The sequence below is a fragment of the Citrobacter sp. Cpo142 genome, assembly GCF_030332425.1.
Taxonomy (GTDB): domain Bacteria; phylum Pseudomonadota; class Gammaproteobacteria; order Enterobacterales; family Enterobacteriaceae; genus Citrobacter; species Citrobacter portucalensis.
Genome location: NZ_JAOWHW010000140.1, coordinates 54,679 through 74,200, shown reverse-complemented (window position 1 = coordinate 74,200; position 19,522 = coordinate 54,679). Strand labels below are relative to the sequence as shown.

Here is a 19,522-nt window from a genome sequence, read left to right as displayed (position 1 = left end):
TTTTTGCTCGCGATAGCACATAATACGCCCCCGGTTTGCACACCGGGAATCCAGGAGAGTTCATGTACTACCCCTTCGTTCGTAAAGCCCTTTTTCAGCTCGATCCAGAGCGCGCTCATGAATTGACATTCCAGCAATTACGTCGCATTACCGGCACACCGCTTGAAGCGCTTGTGCGCCAGAAAGTACCGGCAAAACCGGTTACCTGTATGGGGTTGACGTTTAAAAATCCGCTCGGACTTGCTGCCGGACTGGATAAAGACGGGGAGTGCATTGATGCGCTCGGCGCGATGGGATTTGGTTCCATTGAGATTGGTACCGTGACGCCACGCCCTCAGCCGGGTAACGATAAACCGCGTCTGTTCCGTCTGGTCGATGCAGAAGGTCTGATCAACCGCATGGGGTTTAATAACCACGGGGTTGATAACCTGGTTGAGAACGTTAAAAAATCGCATTTTGACGGTATTCTGGGTATTAATATTGGTAAGAACAAAGATACCCCAGTAGAGAACGGCAAAGATGACTATCTGATTTGTATGGAAAAAGTCTATGCTTATGCTGGTTATATCGCGATTAATATATCTTCACCGAATACGCCGGGATTACGTACGCTGCAATACGGCGAAGCGCTGGACGATCTCCTGACGGCAATTAAAAATAAGCAAAACGATCTGCAAGCGATCCACCATAAATATGTTCCGGTGGCGGTAAAGATCGCGCCGGATCTTTCTGTGGAAGAACTGATCCAGGTCGCCGATAGTTTAGTTCGTCATAATATTGATGGCGTAATTGCGACTAACACCACCCTCGATCGTTCTCTTGTTCAGGGAATGAAAAATTGCGATCAAATGGGTGGTCTGAGCGGTCGACCGTTACAATTAAAAAGTACAGAAATTATTCGCCAGTTGTCTCAGGAATTAAAAGGTCAGCTGCCGATTATTGGCGTTGGTGGTATCGACTCGGTGATTGCTGCACGTGAGAAAATAGCTGCTGGTGCAACCCTCGTACAGATTTATTCGGGCTTTATTTTTAAAGGTCCGCCGTTGATAAAAGAAATCGTCAGCAATATCTGAATGCTACCTTAATCACAAACCAGGGCTTTATTTCTGGCCCTGGTTGTTTTATATTCCTTTACTGTTGCTTATTTAAACATTCTGAGCTTTTATTATTAGGGCAATAAACGAAGCGGCAAAAGGATACTGTCGTAACGGTGATGATTAAGGAAAGGAGAGAAACTGATGCGAATTAAACCCGACGATAACTGGCGCTGGTATTATGATGAAGAGCACGATCGTATGATGCTCGATTTAGCCAATGGCATGTTATTCCGTTCGCGTTTTGCTCGTAAAATGCTCACTCCTGATGCATTTTCTCCGTCTGGTTTTTGTGTTGATGACGCCGCGCTTTATTTTTCCTTTGAAGAAAAATGTCGCTACCTGGATTTAGCCAAAGAACAAAAAGCGGAACTGGTGCTTAATGCGCTGGTGGCGATTCGTTATCTCAAACCGCAAATGCCAAAAAGCTGGCACTTTGTCGCACACGGTATTAACTGGTCGCCGGTCGTGGGTGACGCAGCCTGTGTTGATTTAAGCGATACCGATGAACAGGTAAACCTGTTAGTGGTTGAGCCGGGTGAAAACGCCGCGCTTTGCCTGCTTGCGCAACCTGGCGTGGTTATCGCCGGGCGTACGATGCAGCTTGGCGATGCGATTAAAATAATGAATGACAGACTGAAACCGCAGGCCGTTGTTGACAGTTTCAGCCTTGAACAGGCGGTTTAGCTCTCCAGCCTGATTGCCGTTTTGGGAACACAGCTACAGCACAGAATCGTTCCGTCGTCCCCCATCGCTGATTTCTTCAACGGGCTAACTTCGCCTTCTACCAGTCGAATTCGACAGCATCCGCAAATGCCTGCCCGGCATGAATAGGGAACCCGGATACCCTGGTTCTCCAACTGCTCAAGCAATACCTGCTGATTATTTCCGCGAAAGGTCTGTCCCTGCCAGTCAATAAGCACCGTGGCATCAGGTTGTTGTTCGGGTGTAGTTTCGTCTGATTCAGCCGCGCCGTACGCTCTGGCGGGGCCGGTTGCCAAAATTTCTACCTCATCGCCGACGCGAATAACGCCACTGTTACGCGCGATAAGATTCTGACCGAAATCGACATCGCCGTTATCTACCGCAGTACGGAAGGTTTGCAATGTGGCAAGCGGTTCACCGGATGGATGTTTCTGGCCTTTTTCCGGGCTAACTGTCGTGAAAATACAGCGGCTACAGGGTTTTGCTACATCAAAAATGACGTCGCCAATACGAATCACTTTCCAGGTATCTTCTTCCCAGGCACCTGCTCCCGAAACCACTATATTGGGGCGAAACTGTTCCATTTTGACGCTTGCCGGACAGCGCTGTTGCAGATCGCGCAGGGATGCTTCGTTGGCCAGCAGATAGGGATAACCATCAGCGAAGGATAAAGGAACATCAACATGGCGTTTTACACGGCGCGTCAGCTGCGGGCCGACCCAGCGTAACTGCACTTCACGGGAGAAAAAGCCGCTAAGCCACTGGTTGATAGCCGCTGGCGCAACACGCGCGGTAAAATGGTTTCCCCATACTTCTGTTGGTGCACCCTGAGGAGCGAAATCGGCAAATCGTACGAGCGCACTGCTGCCGTCTGGCGCCGTAAGATGCAGCCCATCGTGGAATGGGGAAGGCGTAAAACGGACCATTTGTGGGAACTGGCGGGCGGTTATGAATGTTCCGTCAGGTTCAGTGATCATAAATATGCGATCAAAGGCGAGACCGCTAATATCTGCCAGGGCATGCGTAAGCCCAATGCCGCGCATTGATTTAACCGGATGAATATAAAGTCGGGTTAACGTGACCACTGTACAGCCCCTCGAATGAAAATAAGCCTTCAACTTTATGACATACAGCCCATATTAGCTATAATGCGCAGCAATTTTCTCGGAGTAAAAGTGACATTATGAATTCTCTGTTTGCCAGTACGGCCCGCGGGCTGGAAGAGCTGTTAAAAACTGAACTGGAAAACCTCGGCGCGCTGGAGTGTCAGGTCGTTCAGGGTGGGGTCCATTTTAAGGGCGACACGCGGCTTGTTTACCAGAGCCTGATGTGGAGCCGCCTGGCCTCGCGCATTATCCTGCCGATGGGAGAGTGCAAGGTCTACAGCGATCTTGATCTGTACCTCGGCGTTCAGGCAATCGACTGGACAGAGATATTTAACCCTGGTGCTACGTTTGCCGTCCATTTTAGCGGACTGAACGAGACCATTCGTAACAGCCAGTACGGCGCGCTGAAGGTCAAGGATGCGATTGTCGATGCCTTTACCCGCAAAAATATGCCGCGTCCGAATGTGGATCGTGAATCTCCGGATCTGCGCATCAACGTCTGGTTGAACAAAGATACTGCCAGCATTGCGCTCGATCTGAGCGGTGACGGTTTGCATCAGCGTGGCTATCGCGATCGCGCGGGTCAGGCGCCGATTAAAGAAACGCTGGCCGCGGCAATTGTTATGCGTTCTGGCTGGCAGCCGGGCACACCGTTACTCGATCCAATGTGCGGCTCCGGCACGCTGCTGATTGAAGCGGCAATGTGGGCGACCGATCGCGCGCCGGGTCTGCACCGTGGGTACTGGGGTTTCAGCGGTTGGGCGCAGCACGACGAAGCCGTCTGGCAAGAAGTTAAAGCCGAAGCGCAGGTGCGTGCGCGTAAGGGACTGGCTGACTATACCTCGCATTTTTATGGATCCGACAGCGATGCGCGCGTGATTGAAAAAGCGCGTAGTAACGCACGCCGCGCCGGTATCGCCGATCTGATGACGTTTGACGTTAAAGATGTCGCTAAACTGAGCAATCCGCTGCCGAAAGGACCGTATGGGACGGTTATCAGTAATCCGCCTTATGGTGAACGTCTGGATAGCGAACCGGCGCTGATTGCCCTGCACAGCCTGCTGGGCCGTACGATGAAAAACCAGTTTGGCGGCTGGAATTTGTCGCTGTTCAGCGCCTCGCCGGATCTGCTTAGCAGTCTGCAATTACGTGCCGACAAGCAGTTCAAAGCGAAAAACGGCCCGCTGGATTGTGTGCAGAAGAATTATCACGTTGCAGAGACCACTGCGGACAGCAAGCCTGCCACGGTAGCGGAAGATTATGCCAACCGCCTGCGCAAGAATATTAAGAAGCTGGAAAAATGGGCGCGTCAGGAAGGAATTGAATGTTATCGCCTGTATGACGCTGACCTGCCGGAATACAACGTTGCAGTAGATCGTTACGGTGAGTGGGTCGTGGTTCAGGAATATGCCCCGCCGAAGACGGTTGATGCGCAAAAAGCGCGCCAACGCCTGTTTGACATTATTGCCGCAACGCTGTCAGTACTGGAAATCGCGCCCAATAAACTGGTGCTGAAAACCCGTGAACGCCAGAAAGGCAAGAATCAGTATCAGAAGATGAATGAGAAGGGTGAATTCATTGAGGTAAGCGAGTACAACGCTCGCCTGTGGGTGAACCTGACTGACTACCTTGATACGGGTTTATTCCTCGATCACCGTATTGCGCGCCGTATGTTGGGGCAGATGAGTAAAGGTAAGGACTTCCTTAACCTGTTTTCCTACACCGGCAGCGCCAGCGTACATGCAGGATTGGGCGGTGCGCGTAGCACCACGACGGTCGATATGTCGCGTACCTATCTGGAATGGGCGGAACGTAACCTGCGTCTGAACGGCCTGAGCGGTCGCGCTCACCGTTTAATTCAGGCCGATTGCCTGGGCTGGTTGCGTGATGCCAATGAACAGTTTGATCTGATTTTCATCGATCCGCCGACGTTCTCTAACTCAAAACGTATGGAAGACTCGTTTGATGTGCAGCGCGATCATCTGGCGCTGATGAAAGATCTGAAACGTCTGCTGCGTAAAGACGGCACGATCATGTTCTCCAACAACAAGCGTGGGTTCCGTATGGATCTCGACGGTCTGGCTGAACTGGGATTGAAAGCACAAGAAATTACCCAAAAAACGCTTTCTCAGGACTTTGCCCGTAACCGTCAGATCCACAATTGCTGGCTGATTACCGCAGCCTGAAAGGATAAATAAATGTCATTAATCAGTATGCATGGTGCATGGCTGTCGTTCAGCGATGCGCCACTTCTTGATAATGCAGAACTGCATATCGAAGATAACGAACGCGTCTGTCTGGTTGGCCGTAACGGCGCAGGTAAATCGACGCTGATGAAGATCCTGAACCGTGAACAAGGTCTTGACGACGGACGTATTATTTATGAGCAGGATCTGGTTGTGGCGCGTCTGCAACAGGATCCGCCGCGTAATGTTGAGGGCAGCGTCTATGATTTCGTTGCCGAGGGTATCGAAGAACAGGCCGAATATCTGAAGCGTTATCACGATATTTCGCGTCTGGTGATGACTGATCCGAGCGACAGAAATCTGAATGAGATGGCGCGGGTTCAGGAAATGCTCGATCACCACAATCTGTGGCAGCTCGAAAGCCGTATTAATGAAGTGCTGGAGCAGTTGGGGCTGGATCCAAACTCCGCACTTTCTTCGCTTTCTGGCGGTTGGCTGCGTAAAGCAGCGCTGGGCCGCGCGTTAGTGAGCAATCCGCGTATACTGCTGCTGGATGAACCAACGAACCACCTGGATATTGAAACTATCGACTGGCTGGAAGGGTTCCTGAAGTCTTTCAATGGGACAATCATCTTCATTTCCCACGACCGTTCATTTATACGCAATATGGCGACACGTATCGTCGACCTCGATCGTGGCAAGCTGGTGACTTATCCGGGGAATTACGATCAGTATCTGCTGGAGAAAGAAGAAGCTCTGCGCGTAGAAGAGTTACAAAATGCAGAGTTTGACCGCAAGCTGGCGCAGGAAGAGGTCTGGATCCGTCAGGGGATCAAAGCGCGCCGTACCCGCAACGAAGGCCGCGTGCGCGCACTGAAAGCCATGCGTCGCGAGCGTGGCGAACGCCGCGAAGTGATGGGCACGGCGAAGATGCAGGTCGAAGAGGCGAGCCGTTCAGGCAAGATTGTTTTCGAAATGGAGAACGTGGATTACCAGGTTGATGGAAAGCAGCTGGTAAAAGATTTCTCCGCACAGGTACAACGTAGCGACAAAATTGCGCTAATCGGACCGAACGGCTGCGGCAAAACAACGCTGCTGAAGCTGATGCTAGGCCAGCTTCAGGCTGACAGTGGACGCATTCACGTCGGCACCAAGCTGGAAGTGGCTTATTTCGATCAGCACCGCGCCGAACTGGATCCAGATAAAACCGTGATGGACAACCTGGCTGAAGGTAAGCAAGAGGTGATGGTTAACGGTAAACCTCGCCATGTGCTGGGTTACCTGCAGGATTTCCTGTTCCATCCGAAACGCGCGATGACACCAGTGCGTGCGCTTTCTGGTGGGGAACGAAATCGCCTGTTGTTGGCGCGTCTTTTTCTGAAACCCAGCAATCTTTTGATTCTCGATGAACCAACGAACGATCTTGACGTCGAAACGCTGGAACTGCTTGAAGAACTAATTGATAGCTATCAGGGGACTGTACTGCTGGTAAGCCACGACCGTCAGTTTGTGGATAATACTGTAACTGAATGCTGGATCTTCGAAGGCGGCGGTAAAATTGGTCGTTATGTCGGTGGTTATCATGATGCGCGCAGCCAGCAATCTCAGTATGTGGCGTTTAAACAACCGGTCACGAAAAAAACAGAGGAAGCCGTTGCTCCTAAAGCAGAAATTGTCAAACGTGGCACGAGCAAACTAAGCTATAAACTGCAGCGCGAACTCGAGCAACTCCCCGCGCAGCTTGAAGAACTGGAAGCTAAACTGGAAAGGCTACAAGCGCAGGTTGCTGACGCCGCTTTTTTCAGTCAGCCACATGAGCAAACACAACAGGTATTAGCTAGTCTGAACGAAGCGGAACAAGAACTTGAGCAAGCCTTTGAGCGCTGGGAGTATCTTGAGTCTTTGAAGAACGGCGCATAATTTAAAGGAGCACATATGTGCGAACATCACCATGCCGCGAAGCATATTTTGTGCTCGCAGTGTGACATGCTGGTGGCGTTACCTCGCCTTGAGCATGGTCAGAAAGCGGCATGTCCACGATGTGGCACTACGTTAACGGTGGAGTGGGACGCGCCGCGGCAGCGTCCTACCGCCTATGTTTTAGCAGCATTATTCATGCTGCTTCTGTCAAACCTCTTCCCCTTTGTGAATATGAACGTTGCAGGGGTGAGCAGCGAAGTCACGTTGCTGGAGATCCCCAGCGTTCTCTTTTCTGAAGACTACGCCAGTCTCGGCACCTTCTTTTTATTATTCGTGCAGTTGGTCCCCGCGTTTTGCCTGCTGACTATCCTGCTGCTGGTGAATCGGGTGCAGATGCCCGCAAGACTTAAGGCGGGTCTTGCACGCGTCCTGTTCCAGTTAAAAAGCTGGGGGATGGCGGAAATCTTCCTCGCCGGCGTGCTGGTCAGCTTCGTTAAGCTCATGGCTTACGGCGATATCGGCGTGGGCAGCAGCTTTATTCCGTGGTGCTTCTTTTGCGTTTTGCAACTGCGCGCATTCCAGTGCGTTGACCGTCGCTGGCTGTGGGATGATATTGCGCCAATGCCAGTGATTAAGCAGGAGTTAAAACCTGGTGTGCCCGGCATTCGACAGGGACTGCGTTCCTGCTCTTGCTGCACTGCGATACTTCCCGCTAATGAACGGGTGTGCCCGCGCTGCCAGACGAAAGGCTATGTGCGGCGTAAAAACAGTCTGCAATGGACGTTGGCATTACTGTTTACGTCAATCATGCTTTATCTTCCTGCCAATATTTTGCCGATTATGATTACCGATCTGCTCGGGTCAAAGCTGCCATCAACGATACTTGAGGGGGTGGTTTTAATCTGGAGCGAAGGCTCTTATCCGGTGGCTGCGGTTATTTTTATCGCCAGTATTATGGTGCCGACGTTGAAAATGATCGCCATTGCCTGGCTATGCTGGGATGCCAAAGGGCATGGCAAACGCGACAGCGAACGTATGCACCTGATTTATGAAGTTGTGGAATTTGTCGGTCGCTGGTCAATGATCGACGTCTTTGTGATTGCGGTACTCTCTGCGCTGGTGCGCATGGGAGGGTTAATGAACATTTATCCTGCAATGGGTGCTTTGATGTTTGCTTTAGTCGTCATTATGACAATGTTTTCTGCGATGACATTTGATCCGCGTCTGTCGTGGGACCGTGAACCAGAACCAGGCCATGAGGAGTCCTGACAGCATGGAATCTAAAAGTGGGGAAGCCAAAGTGCAAAAGGTAAAAAACTGGTCGCCCGTATGGATATTCCCTATCGTCACTGCACTCATTGGCGCGTGGGTACTGTTTTATCACTACAGTCATCAGGGGCCACAGGTCACGCTTATTACCACCAATGCCGAAGGTATTGAAGGGGGCAAAACGACGATTAAAAGCCGCAGCGTGGATGTCGGTATCGTCGAGAGCGCAACCCTGACTGATGATTTGACCCATGTGGAGATTAAAGCGCGTCTTAACTCCGGAATGGAAAAGCTGCTGCATAAAGATTCTGTCTTTTGGGTGGTGAAGCCGCAGGTTGGACGTGAAGGTATCAGTGGACTCGGCACGCTATTGTCCGGGGCTTATATTGAACTGCAGCCTGGCAATAAAGGCAGTAGGCTGGAAAATTACCAACTGCTGGATTCACCGCCGCTGGCCCCGCCAGATGCAAAAGGGATCCGTGTGATTCTGGACAGCAAAAAAGCCGGTCAGTTGAGTCCAGGCGATCCGGTACTTTTCCGCGGCTATCGTGTAGGTTCGGTTGAAACCAGCACATTTGATGCCCAAAAGCGTACCATCAGCTATCAGCTTTTCATCAATGCGCCTAACGATCGTCTGGTGACCAGTAATGTGCGTTTCTGGAAAGACAGCGGGATCGCCGTTGATCTTACCTCGGCAGGTATGCGCGTGGAAATGGGATCGCTCTCCACGCTGTTTGGCGGAGGCGTAAGTTTTGATGTGCCAGAAGGTTTAGAGCAGGGCGAGCCGGTCGCACAACAATCAGCGTTTAATCTCTATGACGATCAAAAAAGTATTCAGGATTCACTGTATACCGATCATATTGATTACCTGATGTTCTTTAAAGATTCGATTCGTGGCCTGCAGCCTGGTGCGCCGCTGGAATTCCGTGGCATCCGCTTGGGTACGGTGAGTAAAGTACCTTTCTTCTCACCGAATATGCGTCAGGTATTTAACAATGATTACCGCATTCCGGTGCTGGTACGTATTGAACCAGAACGTCTGAAGGCGCAACTGGGAGAGGATACCGATGTTGGCGCTCATTTGGAGCAACTGCTTAAACGCGGATTACGAGGATCGCTCAAAACCGGGAACCTGGTAACCGGCGCGCTGTATGTCGATCTCGACTTCTACCCGAAAGAGCCGCCGATTACTGGTGTGCGCGAATTTAATGGTTATCAAATTATTCCGACCGTGAGCGGTGGTCTGGCGCAGATCCAACAGCGTCTGATGGAAGCGTTGGATAAGATTAACAATCTGCCGCTGAACCCGATGATTGAGCAGGCAACTAATACGCTGTCGGAAAGCCAGCGCACAATGAAACATCTGCAAACCACGCTGGATAACATGAACAAGATCACGTCCAGTCAGTCGATGCAGGATCTGCCGGCGGATATGCAGAACACGCTGCGTGAACTAAATCGTAGTATGCAGGGCTTCCAGCCTGGTTCCGCGGCCTACAACAAGATGGTGGCGGATATGCAGCGTCTTGATCAGGTACTGCGTGAACTGCAACCGGTACTGAAAACGCTGAACGATAAGAGTAATGCGCTGGTATTTGAAGCGAAGGACAAAAAAGATCCAGAGCCGAAGAGGGCGAAACAATGAAAAAGTGGCTAGTGGTGATGATGGCGGTCTGGCTGACGTCATGCAGCTCCAGCGGAGAAAATAAAAGCTATTACCAGCTCCCTATCGCACAAGGCGGTGTGCAGAGCTCTGCCAATCAGGGAAACCGTCTGCTGTGGGTTGAACAGATTGCGGTACCTGATTATCTGGCCGGTAATGGGGTGGTTTACCAGACCAGCGATGTGCAATATGTGATAGCCAATAATAATCTCTGGGCCAGCCCATTAGATCAGCAATTGCGCAATACGCTGGTTGCGAACCTCAGTATGCAGTTGCCTGGCTGGGTTGTCGCTTCACAGCCGCTGGGAAGCACTCAGGACACGCTGAACGTTACCGTAACCGGCTTCCACGGTCGGTACGATGGTAAGGTTATCGTGAGCGGTGAATGGTTGCTGAATCATCAGGGACAACTGATCAAACGTCCATTCCACATCGAAGCTGTACAGACTAAAGACGGCTACGATGAGATGGTGAAGGTTCTTGCCAATGCCTGGAGTCAGGAAGCAATGGCCATTGCTCAAGAGCTGAAACGCATCCCTTAAGCTTAAATAATTGTAAATTATACCGCCCCTGGTTCATTGCCCGGGGCGGTTTTTTTTATTTTTTTAGCCGTGGAGATAGCTGTTCTGACTGACTATTTTTGTACAAATGATTTAGCGAGTAGCTCACAAATATGACACTGGCGTGAATTTTGCGCATTGACGAGCCTGATGTTTAGGGGTATTCGTTTAGTGTGATTGCACACTTAGTAATCACTGTTTTCTTTTCCACCAGACCCAAAAATGAGGGAAACGAGGCATGAAGAGACAAAAACGAGATCGCCTGGAACGGGCACATCAACGTGGATATCAGGCCGGCATTGCCGGACGCTCAAAAGAAATGTGTCCCTATCAGACGCTGAATCAGAGGTCATACTGGCTGGGAGGCTGGCGAGAAGCCATGGGGGATAGGGTTTTAATGGCCTGATTCTGTCTCTTTAGATAAAAGAAACCTCCGCAGAGCGGAGGTTTCGCCTTTTTGCACACCTGAAAAAACGGGGAAACGTTAATGTCTGGCTGCTTCGCAGTTCTGGATTAGAACGCGGAAGTGTCCTGGAACAGACCCACTTTCAGATCGTTTGCGGTATAGATCAGACGACCATCAACCAGCACTTCACCATCTGCCAGGCCCATGATCAGGCGACGGTTAACGATGCGTTTGAAGTGAATGCGGTAAGTGACTTTCTTCGCGGTCGGCAGAACCTGGCCGGTGAATTTAACTTCGCCTACGCCCAGCGCACGGCCTTTACCTTCGCCGCCCAGCCAGCCGAGATAGAATCCAACCAGTTGCCACATGGCGTCGAGACCCAGACAGCCCGGCATCACCGGATCGCCGATAAAGTGACAACCGAAGAACCACAGGTCCGGGTTGATATCCAGTTCAGCTTCAACATAACCTTTGTCAAAGTTGCCACCGGTTTCGGTCATCTTGATGACACGGTCCATCATCAGCATGCTTGGTGCTGGCAGTTGTGGCCCTTTAGCGCCAAACAGCTCACCGCGACCAGAGGCAAGAAGGTCTTCTTTCGTATAGGATTCGCGTTTATCTACCATGTTCTCTGTAAGCCTTATTTTATTGAAGCACGCAGGATAGCTAACACGTGTACGCTGAACAAGTCCGATCAGTTCGGAATAATCCAGTTCAGCCAACGTAGCGGCCATGGGAAACGGTGACGACCTTCCTGTTGCGTTGCCGTGGCAATACGCTCCTGAATGGTTTGCATCAGCGTTGTCTGGCCTTCGCCATCCCACACCAGATTTAACAACAGTGGCAGCGCATCAGTCACGTCGTCCACCGCCCAGATAGTGAATTTTTCTTCTTCTATGGCCTGTAGCAGCGCAGGCTGCAGGCTGAGGTGTCTGACGTTAGCCGAAGGAATGATAACGCCCTGTGTGCCTGTCAGTTCGCGCTGCTGGCAGATGGCGAAGAAACCTTCAATTTTCTCATTCAGACCACCGACAGGTTGTGCCCGACCAAACTGATCGACAGAACCTGTAATGGCGATACTTTGATTAACAGGAACGTCGGCGAGGGCGCTAATCAATGCGCACAGTTCTGCCATAGACGCGCTGTCACCGTCCACTTCGCTGTAAGATTGCTCAAAGGTCAGTGAGGCAGAGAAGGGGATTTGTTGCTCAAGCTGGAGTTCCGACATCAGGAACGCCTGCATAATCATCATACCCTTGGCATGAATATTTCCGCCGAGCTCGGCTTTGCGCTCAATATCCGTAAACTCGCCGTCGCCAATATGCACGACGCAACTGATACGAGAAGGCTCGCCAAATGCGCGTGGGTGGCCTGGAAACTCAATTACCGACAAGGCGTTGATCTGGCCAATACGCTCGCCTTCTGTCTCGATAAGGATCTGCTCTTGCAGAATTTCATCCTGCATGCGTTCAGCCAGGAATCCCTCACGCCATTCGCGCTGAGCCAGCATCAGGCTGAACTGCTCAGCGTTGCAGGTTTCGCCCTCGCATAACGGAGCCACCTCTTTGAACTGTCGGGTGATCCACAGCGGGTTAAGCGGCAATGTATCCTGTTCACCGGTATAGCGAACGGCTTCACGGATCAGAACCTGCCAGGCATCAGGAGCGGGGTAGGGCAAATTATTGCGTATGGCGGTATGCGTGACCCACTGACACCATTGCGTCATGGTTTCGGCATCCACTATCTGCAGATTATCTTCAAACTCGCTGTAAATGGCCTGCTCAGCCAGCTCTGGTTCCATGTCCTGGAAATCCGCCAGCGATTCACGCTCACCCACCAAAATAACTTTCAGTTTAAGCGGCATAGGGGGAACGGAGACAGGCAGCGGGCGAGACTCATCAAAAGCTACCCAATCAAAACGTTCGTGGCTGACAATGGCTTTCAGGCGCATCCACAACAGAGGTTGGGCCAACAGCGTGCGCAATGAGATAACCAGCACACCTCCATTGGCCTGATGTACCAGACCTGGCTGCAGCGTAATTTCGCCATTGAACTGACGCAGGCAGCCAAACAGTTGTTCGGCTTCGGCCCAGTCAGCGCTGACCACCTGCGTCAACGTCGCAAAATTGTCTTCCGCTTTCTCAGCTGTACGATAACGAATATTGTGACCGGAGATGTCGTAATGACCGCCAGTCAGGCTTCCTGCATCCGTGTGCAAGGGACGTGCAGCCTTTGCAATAAGGTTGAGATACTCAAGCTCTTCCGGTGCTTTCACCAACATGAACGAGGATGTTGTCCAGTGCTGAAGAAGCTGCTCTAGCGCGAATTGTAAACGTGGCTGAGTATCACTAAGTAAGGTGTCGGCGTCGTCAGTGACGTGCGGCTGTGCAAATACTTCCTGATAACTGTCGGTATCAGGAACCAGATCACGCCATGCAAGTTTCGTAATGGTCAAAGTTGATGTTTTTTAGTCTGTTGTAAAAAACGAGATTATACCGTAACCCTCACCACTAAACACCTGGAAAGCGCCGCGAAACGGTTGTGATGACGCGCGGCAGTTCACAGGCTGGATATTCTTTTCTTCAGATGCCGAAAAAGCTGATATTCTGATAAGAGTTACACGGTAACATTGAGATCGCAATGAAATATCAACAACTTGAAAACCTTGAAAGCGGCTGGAAATGGAAGTATCTGGTGAAGAAGCATCGTGAGGGGGAATTAATCACCCGTTACGTCGAGGCCAGCGCTGCCAAAGAAGCCGTTGATTTATTGCTAACCCTCGAGAATGAACCGGTTCGGGTTAATGCCTGGATTGAAGAACACATGAATTCTGCGCTGCTTAATCGTATGAAACAAACCATACGTGCGAGGCGCAAGCGGCACTTTAATGCTGAGCATCAGCATACCCGGAAGAAATCCATCGATCTGGAGTTCATGGTCTGGCAGCGTCTGGCTGGTCTTGCGCAGCGGCGCGGAAAAACGCTTTCTGAAACTATTGTGCAGCTAATTGAAGACGCAGAGCATAAAGAGAAGTACGCGAACAAAATGTCGACATTGAAACAGGATTTACAGGCGTTGCTGGGAAAAGAGTAGCGGTCGGCTGGTTTAACACGTGGCTTACTTTGGATGAAAAAAGATGAAAAAAAACCCCGCATGGCGGGGTTTTTTATAAGACGATAACTTAAGCCTGAGGCTGAGTTACAACGTCTTTGATGCCTTTAACTTCGATCTCAACACGACGATCCGGAGCCAGGCAGTCGATCAGTGCAGCGCGAGCTTTCACGTTGTCACAGGTGTTGCCAGTAACTGGGTTGGATTCACCCATGCCACGTGCAGAGATTTTGTCAGAAGGAATACCTTTAGAGATCAGGTAATCAACAACGGACTGAGCACGTTTCTCGGACAGCGCCTGGTTGTAAGCGTCAGAACCGATGCGGTCAGTGAAGCCCAGAACCACTACGGAACCGTCTTTCGGATCCAGGTTGCTCAGCTGGCTGTACATCTGGTCCAGAGCCTGCTGGCCTTCTGGTTTCAGAGTTGCTTTGTTGAAGTTGAACAGAACGTCAGACTTCAGAGTGAAGTGCTTGGTCTGTACTTCTGGAGCCGGAGCCGGAGCAACAACTACTGGAGCTGCTTCTTCCTGCTGGCCGAAACGGTAAGAAACACCAACGCTCAACAGACCGTTATCTGGACGACCGCCAACGGTGTTCGCGTCACCGATGTTGTTGGTCCACTGGTATTCCAGACGGGTAGCGATTTCAGGAGTAATTGCATACTCTACGCCACCAGCGAATACTGGGGATACACCAGTGTCGTGGTCTTTGAAGCCAGTGTTGTTTTTAGCGTCTGCACGCCAAACCATACCACCCAGACGGGTATAAACGTCCAGATCGTCAGTGATTGGGTAACCCAGTTTAGCGGTCAGCTGAACGCCCTGAGCTTTGAAAGCGCCATTCTGCTCGCTGCCTTTGTATGGCATACGGCCTAACCAGTCGTAACCCATTTCAAAACCAACGTACGGGTTAACCTGGTAACCACCGAACGCACCGGCACCCAGTTGGCTTTCGTGGGTCCGGTTGTTGCCAATATCATGGAACTGAGACCAGCCCAGTTTAGCACCAGTATACCAGGTGTTATCTTTCGGAGCGGCCTGCGCCACGGTAGCGAAACCAGCCAGTGCCACTGCAATTGCGATAGCTGTCTTTTTCATTTTTTGCGCCTCGTTATCATCCAAAATTCGCCATGAATATCTCCGAAGAGAGATAACACGGTTAAATCCTTCACCCGGGGACCAGTTCAATAGTTACTCTACCGATATCTGCGGCTTACGCCGAGCACCCCTGGCGATGTAAAGTCTACAACGTAGTTGAAAACTTACAAGTGTGAAGTCCGTCAGGCATATGAAAAAAAAAGGCTTGTATACACAATATTTAACATTTATAGCTGAATAAATGTACTGAGGATATCCTGAAAACCGCTTCTGACAAGCGTTCAGACGAAAAACACATTACAGCTCAAAGACAAATTGAGAGATGAAAAAAAATTCCAGGATAAATCCTAATTTTACTCAATGATACAAATTCGAGTGAATTTTTAGCCCGGAATGCTGTCTCCCCGCAAGTGTCTGGGCGCGAACCGGACGCATGATAAAACCCATCGCATTACCTTCATCAGCCGCTTTGACCAGTTCGGCATGTTCATCTTCCGTTAATTCTTCCGCCAGCCAGCCAATGACAACACTGTAATTACCCGTGCGTAGCGCACGAATCATTGATTCCAGCGTATTGCAGGGGGAGAGCTGACTAATTTGCATGACTTTCGTCAATGGAAGTCCAGCTGACTGCACCCACTCCCGACTTAATTTTTGCTGAGGCGTCAGCCACAGCTGCCAGCGTGATTGTTGCCCTAACTGTTGCAGCAGGGGAAGCAGCAGCAGTTGTGTCATCATGGGCTGGTCCTCGCGATAGACAACTTCACTGATAAGCCCAGCGGTTGCGTTCTCTGATGAAACGCGCGCAATGTTGCTTGATGTGGAAGAGAACGACGATGAACGATTTGCATAGCCTGAAGTGTACATAATCAATCCAGCCCTGTGAGTTACTGTATGGATATACAGTAACCCTGCCATCAACAAAGATCAACCTTATTTTCGGAAACAGGTTCGCAATTTTTAGTCGTCGTCACGGGAAAAATAAAATTCATCTTGCCCCATACGCATAAGTTGCCTATTTTCGTCATTAACGGATCCGCTACTGAAAATCATTTGCTTACGTTATGATTTAAAAAGGATTTTTATGAAAGAGCTTTCTTATGCAAGGATCTATAAATCGCAGGAATATCTGGCTTCTCTGGGGACAATTCACTATCGCTCACTGTTTGGTGGCTACAGTCTGACGGTTGGCGATACGGTCTTTGCCATGGTCGCTAATGGTGAGCTGTATCTTCGCGCCTGTGAGCAGAGCGCCCAGTATTGTGTACAAAATTCTCCTGTCTGGCTGACATTTATTAAGCGCGGACGTCCTCTTGTACTTAATTATTACCAGGTGAACGATGCCCTGTGGCAAAACCAGCAGCAGCTGGTGTCGTTATCGCGATATTCGTTGGATGCTGCGGTTAAGGAGAAACAAAGTCGCTTTGCCCAGCATCGTCTGCGGGAATTGCCGAATATGACGTTTCATCTGGAGACTCTGCTGAATGAAGCTGGAATTAAAGATGAGGGGACCATGCGATCGTTGGGAGCACAAATGTGCTGGCTGAAACTTCGGCAAAATAACCCGGCTCTGACGGTAAAAGTACTCTATGCCCTTGAAGGCGCGGTAGGGGGGATACATGAAGCCGCGCTCCCGGCGACGCGTCGCCAGGAGCTGGTTGAGTGGGTAAGTTCTCTTACGCCGGAACCGGGGTATTAGACGGCAGCACGTCAATTTGCTGCTGTAATCGCCGGATCTCCGGGAGCAGAGCGATCAATAGCCCAACTTGCTGAACGACCAGCGGCTCTTTGCTGTCCGGGCGGGGTTCCAGGTGCTGAATTCGCTGCTTCAGCCCTTCTAACGCCTGGTATACACGCTGCTCGTCAGCGGGTTGATGGTGAAGGGCATCATCAACATAGCAAACAGCGTCATCCAGCAATGCCAAAACGTCTGGATTGGTCAACTGTTCGCGATGTGCGCCTAGCGCAGAAATATAGCTGGTAAACGTATGGTTGAGACACAGTAAACGGAACGCCGTTTCGCGGGTTTGGGCCGTGACATCCGGCTCGCTCGACATGTTTGATACCACGGAGGCGAGTTCAGCATCACGATTATGCGCATCACGGCGAGCGATACGGTAGGCCAGACGATTATCACGACCCTGATGATATTGTTCGAGAATTGCATCAAGGTAGCGGCAGTTAGCGTCAGTCGCCCGTTCAATTACCCGTGGTAGGTTACGAAAACGCCAGTCTGGCCAGATGAAACTGACAGCAGCCCAGGCGATAGCACAGCCAATTAGCGTATCGATGACACGCGGCAGCGCAACCTCAAAACCTTCGCCGAGCAGGTTAAAGCACAGTAACACCAGCAGCGTGATAAACATGGTGGCATGCGCATACTGGACGTTGCGAAAGGCAAAAAACAGTACGCCAGTGATCACCAGGAGTATCAGTTGCCCCTCGAGAGAGGGCACAAACCACAGGATCGGTAAACCAATGGCAATCCCAACCAACGTGCCGATAATCCTGAGCGCCAGGCGATGTCGGGTGGCGTTGTAGTTTGGCTGACAGACAAACAGGCTGGTCAGCAAGATCCAGTATCCGTGATTCATGCCGGTTATCTGGATAATGGCATAACCAACACAGAGTACTAACGACATGCGAACGGCATGGCGAAACAGAGCAGACTCAGGGGTGAAATTACGGCTCAGACGTAACCAGATATCACTGAATCCATGGGGACTGTCATCGGCAAGCTGATTTTCAGACTCATTGCGCGAGAGTACCTGAGCCTGTTCGGATTCGATGGTAGCAAGCTGCGCGTCGATTGCCCGTAGGTTTGACAGTAAAAAACCCAGCGTATTGAGCAGGTCGGCAGGTTCACCACTGGCGCGCATGCGCTCAAGTGCAGCATCTATATGGGTGAAGGCTCGCTCAAAGTGCGGATCGTGCTGGTAAGGCGTGCGCAATAAAATACAGCGAGATAATTGTGAACAGGCTTGCCCTTGCATCGACATCAACCGCTGGAAACGGAACATCACATCGCTGTGACGGAAATGATCGCGTAGCGTTTGATACTGAATATGTGAGGAGCTTGCGCGTTCATGAATATCCTGCGCCACAAAATAGTAATGTAGCGTGCGACGTGTTCCCCGTTGTCCACGGTCACCGCGCAGGCGGGTCAGCAGCGACACTTTAGTCTGATTCAGCGTTGCCATCAGTTGGCCATTCGCGAGAGCTAAATCATACAACGGTGCCTGGCTTTCATCTTCTATGTCGGGGTCAAAAAGACGCGATTTCAGTTCCAGGTAGTGCGCTAACTGTTCGTAGCTGCGTGCCAGATTGTCCTGTAAGGGGCGGATGGGGAACAGAAGATGTCCGGTGAGCGTCAGCAGGTTATACCAGATAGCACCAGCGAGCAGCAGGATTGGTTGTTGATACCACTGATCGTAAAGCGAGGTGCCCAGCATCGTGTAAATGGCGATCAGCAATGCACCAAAAGCAATAGTTGCATAGCGCTGGCCTAATCCCCCCAGCAGAATAAAGCCGCTGGTGGAAAGCGTTAACCCAATAGCAAACAGCCATGGCCATGGGAAGAGCAGTTCAACGGAGGCTGAGGCAATAAAAAAGCACACCAGTGTGATGATTAAATTGCGCAGTCGGCCTGCGAGACGATCGTCCAGATCGGTAAGTGCGGCAGCGACCATGCCCAGCGTGAGCGGGATGGTCAGCTTGACGTCACCCAGCCACCAGGGCAGCGCTGTTGTGCCGCATAGCGCGATAAAAATCCGCACGTAGTACAGCCATGTGCTGTTCCAGGTATAGCGTTTGAGCAGAGGACTTAACATAAAGGCCATCGGTCCTGATTATTCAAAACGACGACGCGCATTGGCTTCACGCGCTGCACGGGCAACTTCTACTGAAACCACCCGGCGACCCACCGGCCAGAGCGCAATGGCAGCGATTTTAAAGTTTGCAATGCCAACCGGAATACCAATAATCGTTATGCACTGGGCAATACCAGAGATAATGTGCATCAGGCACAACCACCAGCCGAAGAAAATCAGCCAGAAAATATTGAGCACGGTGCCGCCGGTATTTAACAGGACGCTTTTACCTGCCGGATTCAGTTCATCGACATGAATCGCTTCGTTACCATAGGGAAACAGCGAAAGTCGGGTTATCTCCCAGCATGAACGGGTCAAGGGTAAAGTAAAAATAAGCACGACACTGACCAGCGTTGCCAGTAACCAGGCAAGGGTGGTGGCGACCCCCCCAAGCACAAAATTTAAAATATTCAGAACAGTACGCATAAACCCTCGGTTAACTCTGGTTTTCTGTGAATTCGGCAATTGTAACGTTTTTTTGGGCTGGAGCACGTTTTCTCTGGCGGTTACACTGATAAGCAAACCTCTTCGTGT

At 50.9% G+C, this 19,522-nt stretch carries 17 protein-coding genes; 10 read left to right on the top strand and 7 right to left on the bottom strand.

The window, feature by feature from the left end:
- The first annotated feature begins 62 nt into the window (after window positions 1-62).
- Window positions 63-1,073 (top strand): quinone-dependent dihydroorotate dehydrogenase, encoded by a 1,011-nt coding sequence (pyrD, locus tag OGY18_RS20995; RefSeq protein ID WP_003831973.1) that lies wholly within the window; start codon window positions 63-65, stop codon window positions 1,071-1,073.
- Between the two features lie 165 nt (window positions 1,074-1,238).
- Entirely contained in the window at window positions 1,239-1,781 is a 543-nt protein-coding gene (gene zapC / locus OGY18_RS20990) for a cell division protein ZapC (RefSeq protein ID WP_003035852.1), read from the top strand.
- Here the strand turns inward: zapC and OGY18_RS20985 are convergent.
- Window positions 1,778-2,884, bottom strand: coding sequence for a YcbX family protein (locus tag OGY18_RS20985; protein ID WP_286554248.1), 1,107 nt, complete (start codon window positions 2,882-2,884; stop codon window positions 1,778-1,780). The genes zapC and OGY18_RS20985 overlap by 4 nt on opposite strands.
- A gap of 98 nt (window positions 2,885-2,982) precedes the next feature.
- Between OGY18_RS20985 and rlmKL the strand changes: the two genes are divergently transcribed.
- The 6 genes from rlmKL to rmf all read left to right on the top strand — a co-directional run bounded on the left by rlmKL (window position 2,983) and on the right by rmf (window position 10,909).
- Window positions 2,983-5,091: a bifunctional 23S rRNA (guanine(2069)-N(7))-methyltransferase RlmK/23S rRNA (guanine(2445)-N(2))-methyltransferase RlmL gene (gene rlmKL / locus OGY18_RS20980; protein WP_003035856.1), complete on the top strand. Its 2,109-nt coding sequence runs from the start codon at window positions 2,983-2,985 to the stop codon at window positions 5,089-5,091.
- A gap of 12 nt (window positions 5,092-5,103) precedes the next feature.
- Window positions 5,104-7,011 (top strand): ABC transporter ATP-binding protein, encoded by a 1,908-nt coding sequence (locus OGY18_RS20975; protein ID WP_286554245.1) that lies wholly within the window; start codon window positions 5,104-5,106, stop codon window positions 7,009-7,011.
- Window positions 7,012-7,026: 15 nt separating this feature from the next.
- On the top strand, window positions 7,027-8,280 hold the full coding sequence (gene pqiA, locus OGY18_RS20970; protein ID WP_003831981.1) for a membrane integrity-associated transporter subunit PqiA: 1,254 nt from the start codon (window positions 7,027-7,029) through the stop codon (window positions 8,278-8,280).
- A 4-nt stretch (window positions 8,281-8,284) separates the two neighbouring features.
- Window positions 8,285-9,925 carry an intermembrane transport protein PqiB gene (gene pqiB, locus OGY18_RS20965; RefSeq protein WP_149281421.1) on the top strand — a complete coding sequence of 547 codons (1,641 nt, stop codon included), beginning with the start codon at window positions 8,285-8,287 and terminating at the stop codon, window positions 9,923-9,925.
- Window positions 9,922-10,485, top strand: a complete 564-nt coding sequence (gene pqiC / locus OGY18_RS20960; RefSeq protein WP_003831985.1) for a membrane integrity-associated transporter subunit PqiC — start codon at window positions 9,922-9,924, stop codon at window positions 10,483-10,485. Before pqiB ends, pqiC begins: the two co-directional genes overlap by 4 nt.
- A gap of 256 nt (window positions 10,486-10,741) precedes the next feature.
- Entirely contained in the window at window positions 10,742-10,909 is a 168-nt protein-coding gene (rmf, locus tag OGY18_RS20955) for a ribosome modulation factor (protein WP_003035871.1), read from the top strand.
- 107 nt (window positions 10,910-11,016) lie between these two features.
- Here the strand turns inward: rmf and fabA are convergent, their stop codons facing one another.
- Window positions 11,017-11,535, bottom strand: a complete 519-nt coding sequence (gene fabA, locus OGY18_RS20950) for a bifunctional 3-hydroxydecanoyl-ACP dehydratase/trans-2-decenoyl-ACP isomerase (RefSeq protein WP_003035875.1) — start codon at window positions 11,533-11,535, stop codon at window positions 11,017-11,019.
- Window positions 11,536-11,603: 68 nt separating this feature from the next.
- Window positions 11,604-13,364, bottom strand: a complete 1,761-nt coding sequence (locus OGY18_RS20945) for an AAA family ATPase (RefSeq protein WP_286554243.1) — start codon at window positions 13,362-13,364, stop codon at window positions 11,604-11,606.
- 185 nt (window positions 13,365-13,549) lie between these two features.
- Here OGY18_RS20945 and matP point away from each other — a divergent pair, with 185 nt between their 5' ends.
- The gene (gene matP / locus OGY18_RS20940) at window positions 13,550-14,002 is read left to right on the top strand and encodes a macrodomain Ter protein MatP (protein WP_003831992.1); all 453 of its coding nucleotides are present in this window, start codon (window positions 13,550-13,552) and stop codon (window positions 14,000-14,002) included.
- Window positions 14,003-14,090: 88 nt separating this feature from the next.
- On the opposite strand, the gene ompA is transcribed toward matP, so the two are convergent.
- Complete coding sequence (gene ompA, locus OGY18_RS20935) at window positions 14,091-15,119, bottom strand: porin OmpA (RefSeq protein WP_286554241.1); 1,029 nt, start codon at window positions 15,117-15,119, stop codon at window positions 14,091-14,093.
- 357 nt (window positions 15,120-15,476) lie between these two features.
- Window positions 15,477-15,986, bottom strand: coding sequence for an SOS-induced cell division inhibitor SulA (gene sulA / locus OGY18_RS20930; RefSeq protein ID WP_008784287.1), 510 nt, complete (start codon window positions 15,984-15,986; stop codon window positions 15,477-15,479).
- Between the two features lie 217 nt (window positions 15,987-16,203).
- Between sulA and OGY18_RS20925 the strand changes: the two genes are divergently transcribed.
- Window positions 16,204-16,818: a TfoX/Sxy family DNA transformation protein gene (locus OGY18_RS20925; RefSeq protein WP_003831996.1), complete on the top strand. Its 615-nt coding sequence runs from the start codon at window positions 16,204-16,206 to the stop codon at window positions 16,816-16,818.
- Here the strand turns inward: OGY18_RS20925 and yccS are convergent.
- Together yccS and OGY18_RS20915 are read right to left on the bottom strand one after the other, a co-directional pair.
- Window positions 16,796-18,949 (bottom strand): YccS family putative transporter, encoded by a 2,154-nt coding sequence (yccS, locus tag OGY18_RS20920; protein ID WP_003831997.1) that lies wholly within the window; start codon window positions 18,947-18,949, stop codon window positions 16,796-16,798. The two genes, OGY18_RS20925 and yccS, sit on opposite strands and share 23 nt — an antisense overlap.
- Window positions 18,950-18,967: 18 nt before the next feature.
- Entirely contained in the window at window positions 18,968-19,414 is a 447-nt protein-coding gene (locus OGY18_RS20915) for a YccF domain-containing protein (RefSeq protein WP_240389120.1), read from the bottom strand.
- Between the last annotated feature and the right edge of the window lie 108 nt (window positions 19,415-19,522).

Bases quoted from the DNA above. Each gene is read 5' to 3' on its own strand.
- pqiB (WP_149281421.1), top strand. From the start codon at position 8,285: ATGGAATCTAAAAGTGGGGAAGCCAAAGTGCAAAAGGTAAAAAACTGG.
- pqiA (WP_003831981.1), top strand. From the start codon at position 7,027: ATGTGCGAACATCACCATGCCGCGAAGCATATTTTGTGCTCGCAGTGT.
- rmf (WP_003035871.1), top strand. From the start codon at position 10,742: ATGAAGAGACAAAAACGAGATCGCCTGGAACGGGCACATCAACGTGGA.
- yccS (WP_003831997.1), bottom strand. From the start codon at position 18,949: ATGTTAAGTCCTCTGCTCAAACGCTATACCTGGAACAGCACATGGCTG.
- OGY18_RS20915 (WP_240389120.1), bottom strand. From the start codon at position 19,414: ATGCGTACTGTTCTGAATATTTTAAATTTTGTGCTTGGGGGGGTCGCC.
- OGY18_RS20975 (WP_286554245.1), top strand. From the start codon at position 5,104: ATGTCATTAATCAGTATGCATGGTGCATGGCTGTCGTTCAGCGATGCG.
- OGY18_RS20925 (WP_003831996.1), top strand. From the start codon at position 16,204: ATGAAAGAGCTTTCTTATGCAAGGATCTATAAATCGCAGGAATATCTG.
- matP (WP_003831992.1), top strand. From the start codon at position 13,550: ATGAAATATCAACAACTTGAAAACCTTGAAAGCGGCTGGAAATGGAAG.
- rlmKL (WP_003035856.1), top strand. From the start codon at position 2,983: ATGAATTCTCTGTTTGCCAGTACGGCCCGCGGGCTGGAAGAGCTGTTA.
- sulA (WP_008784287.1), bottom strand. From the start codon at position 15,986: ATGTACACTTCAGGCTATGCAAATCGTTCATCGTCGTTCTCTTCCACA.
- pyrD (WP_003831973.1), top strand. From the start codon at position 63: ATGTACTACCCCTTCGTTCGTAAAGCCCTTTTTCAGCTCGATCCAGAG.
- pqiC (WP_003831985.1), top strand. From the start codon at position 9,922: ATGAAAAAGTGGCTAGTGGTGATGATGGCGGTCTGGCTGACGTCATGC.
- zapC (WP_003035852.1), top strand. From the start codon at position 1,239: ATGCGAATTAAACCCGACGATAACTGGCGCTGGTATTATGATGAAGAG.
- fabA (WP_003035875.1), bottom strand. From the start codon at position 11,535: ATGGTAGATAAACGCGAATCCTATACGAAAGAAGACCTTCTTGCCTCT.
- ompA (WP_286554241.1), bottom strand. From the start codon at position 15,119: ATGAAAAAGACAGCTATCGCAATTGCAGTGGCACTGGCTGGTTTCGCT.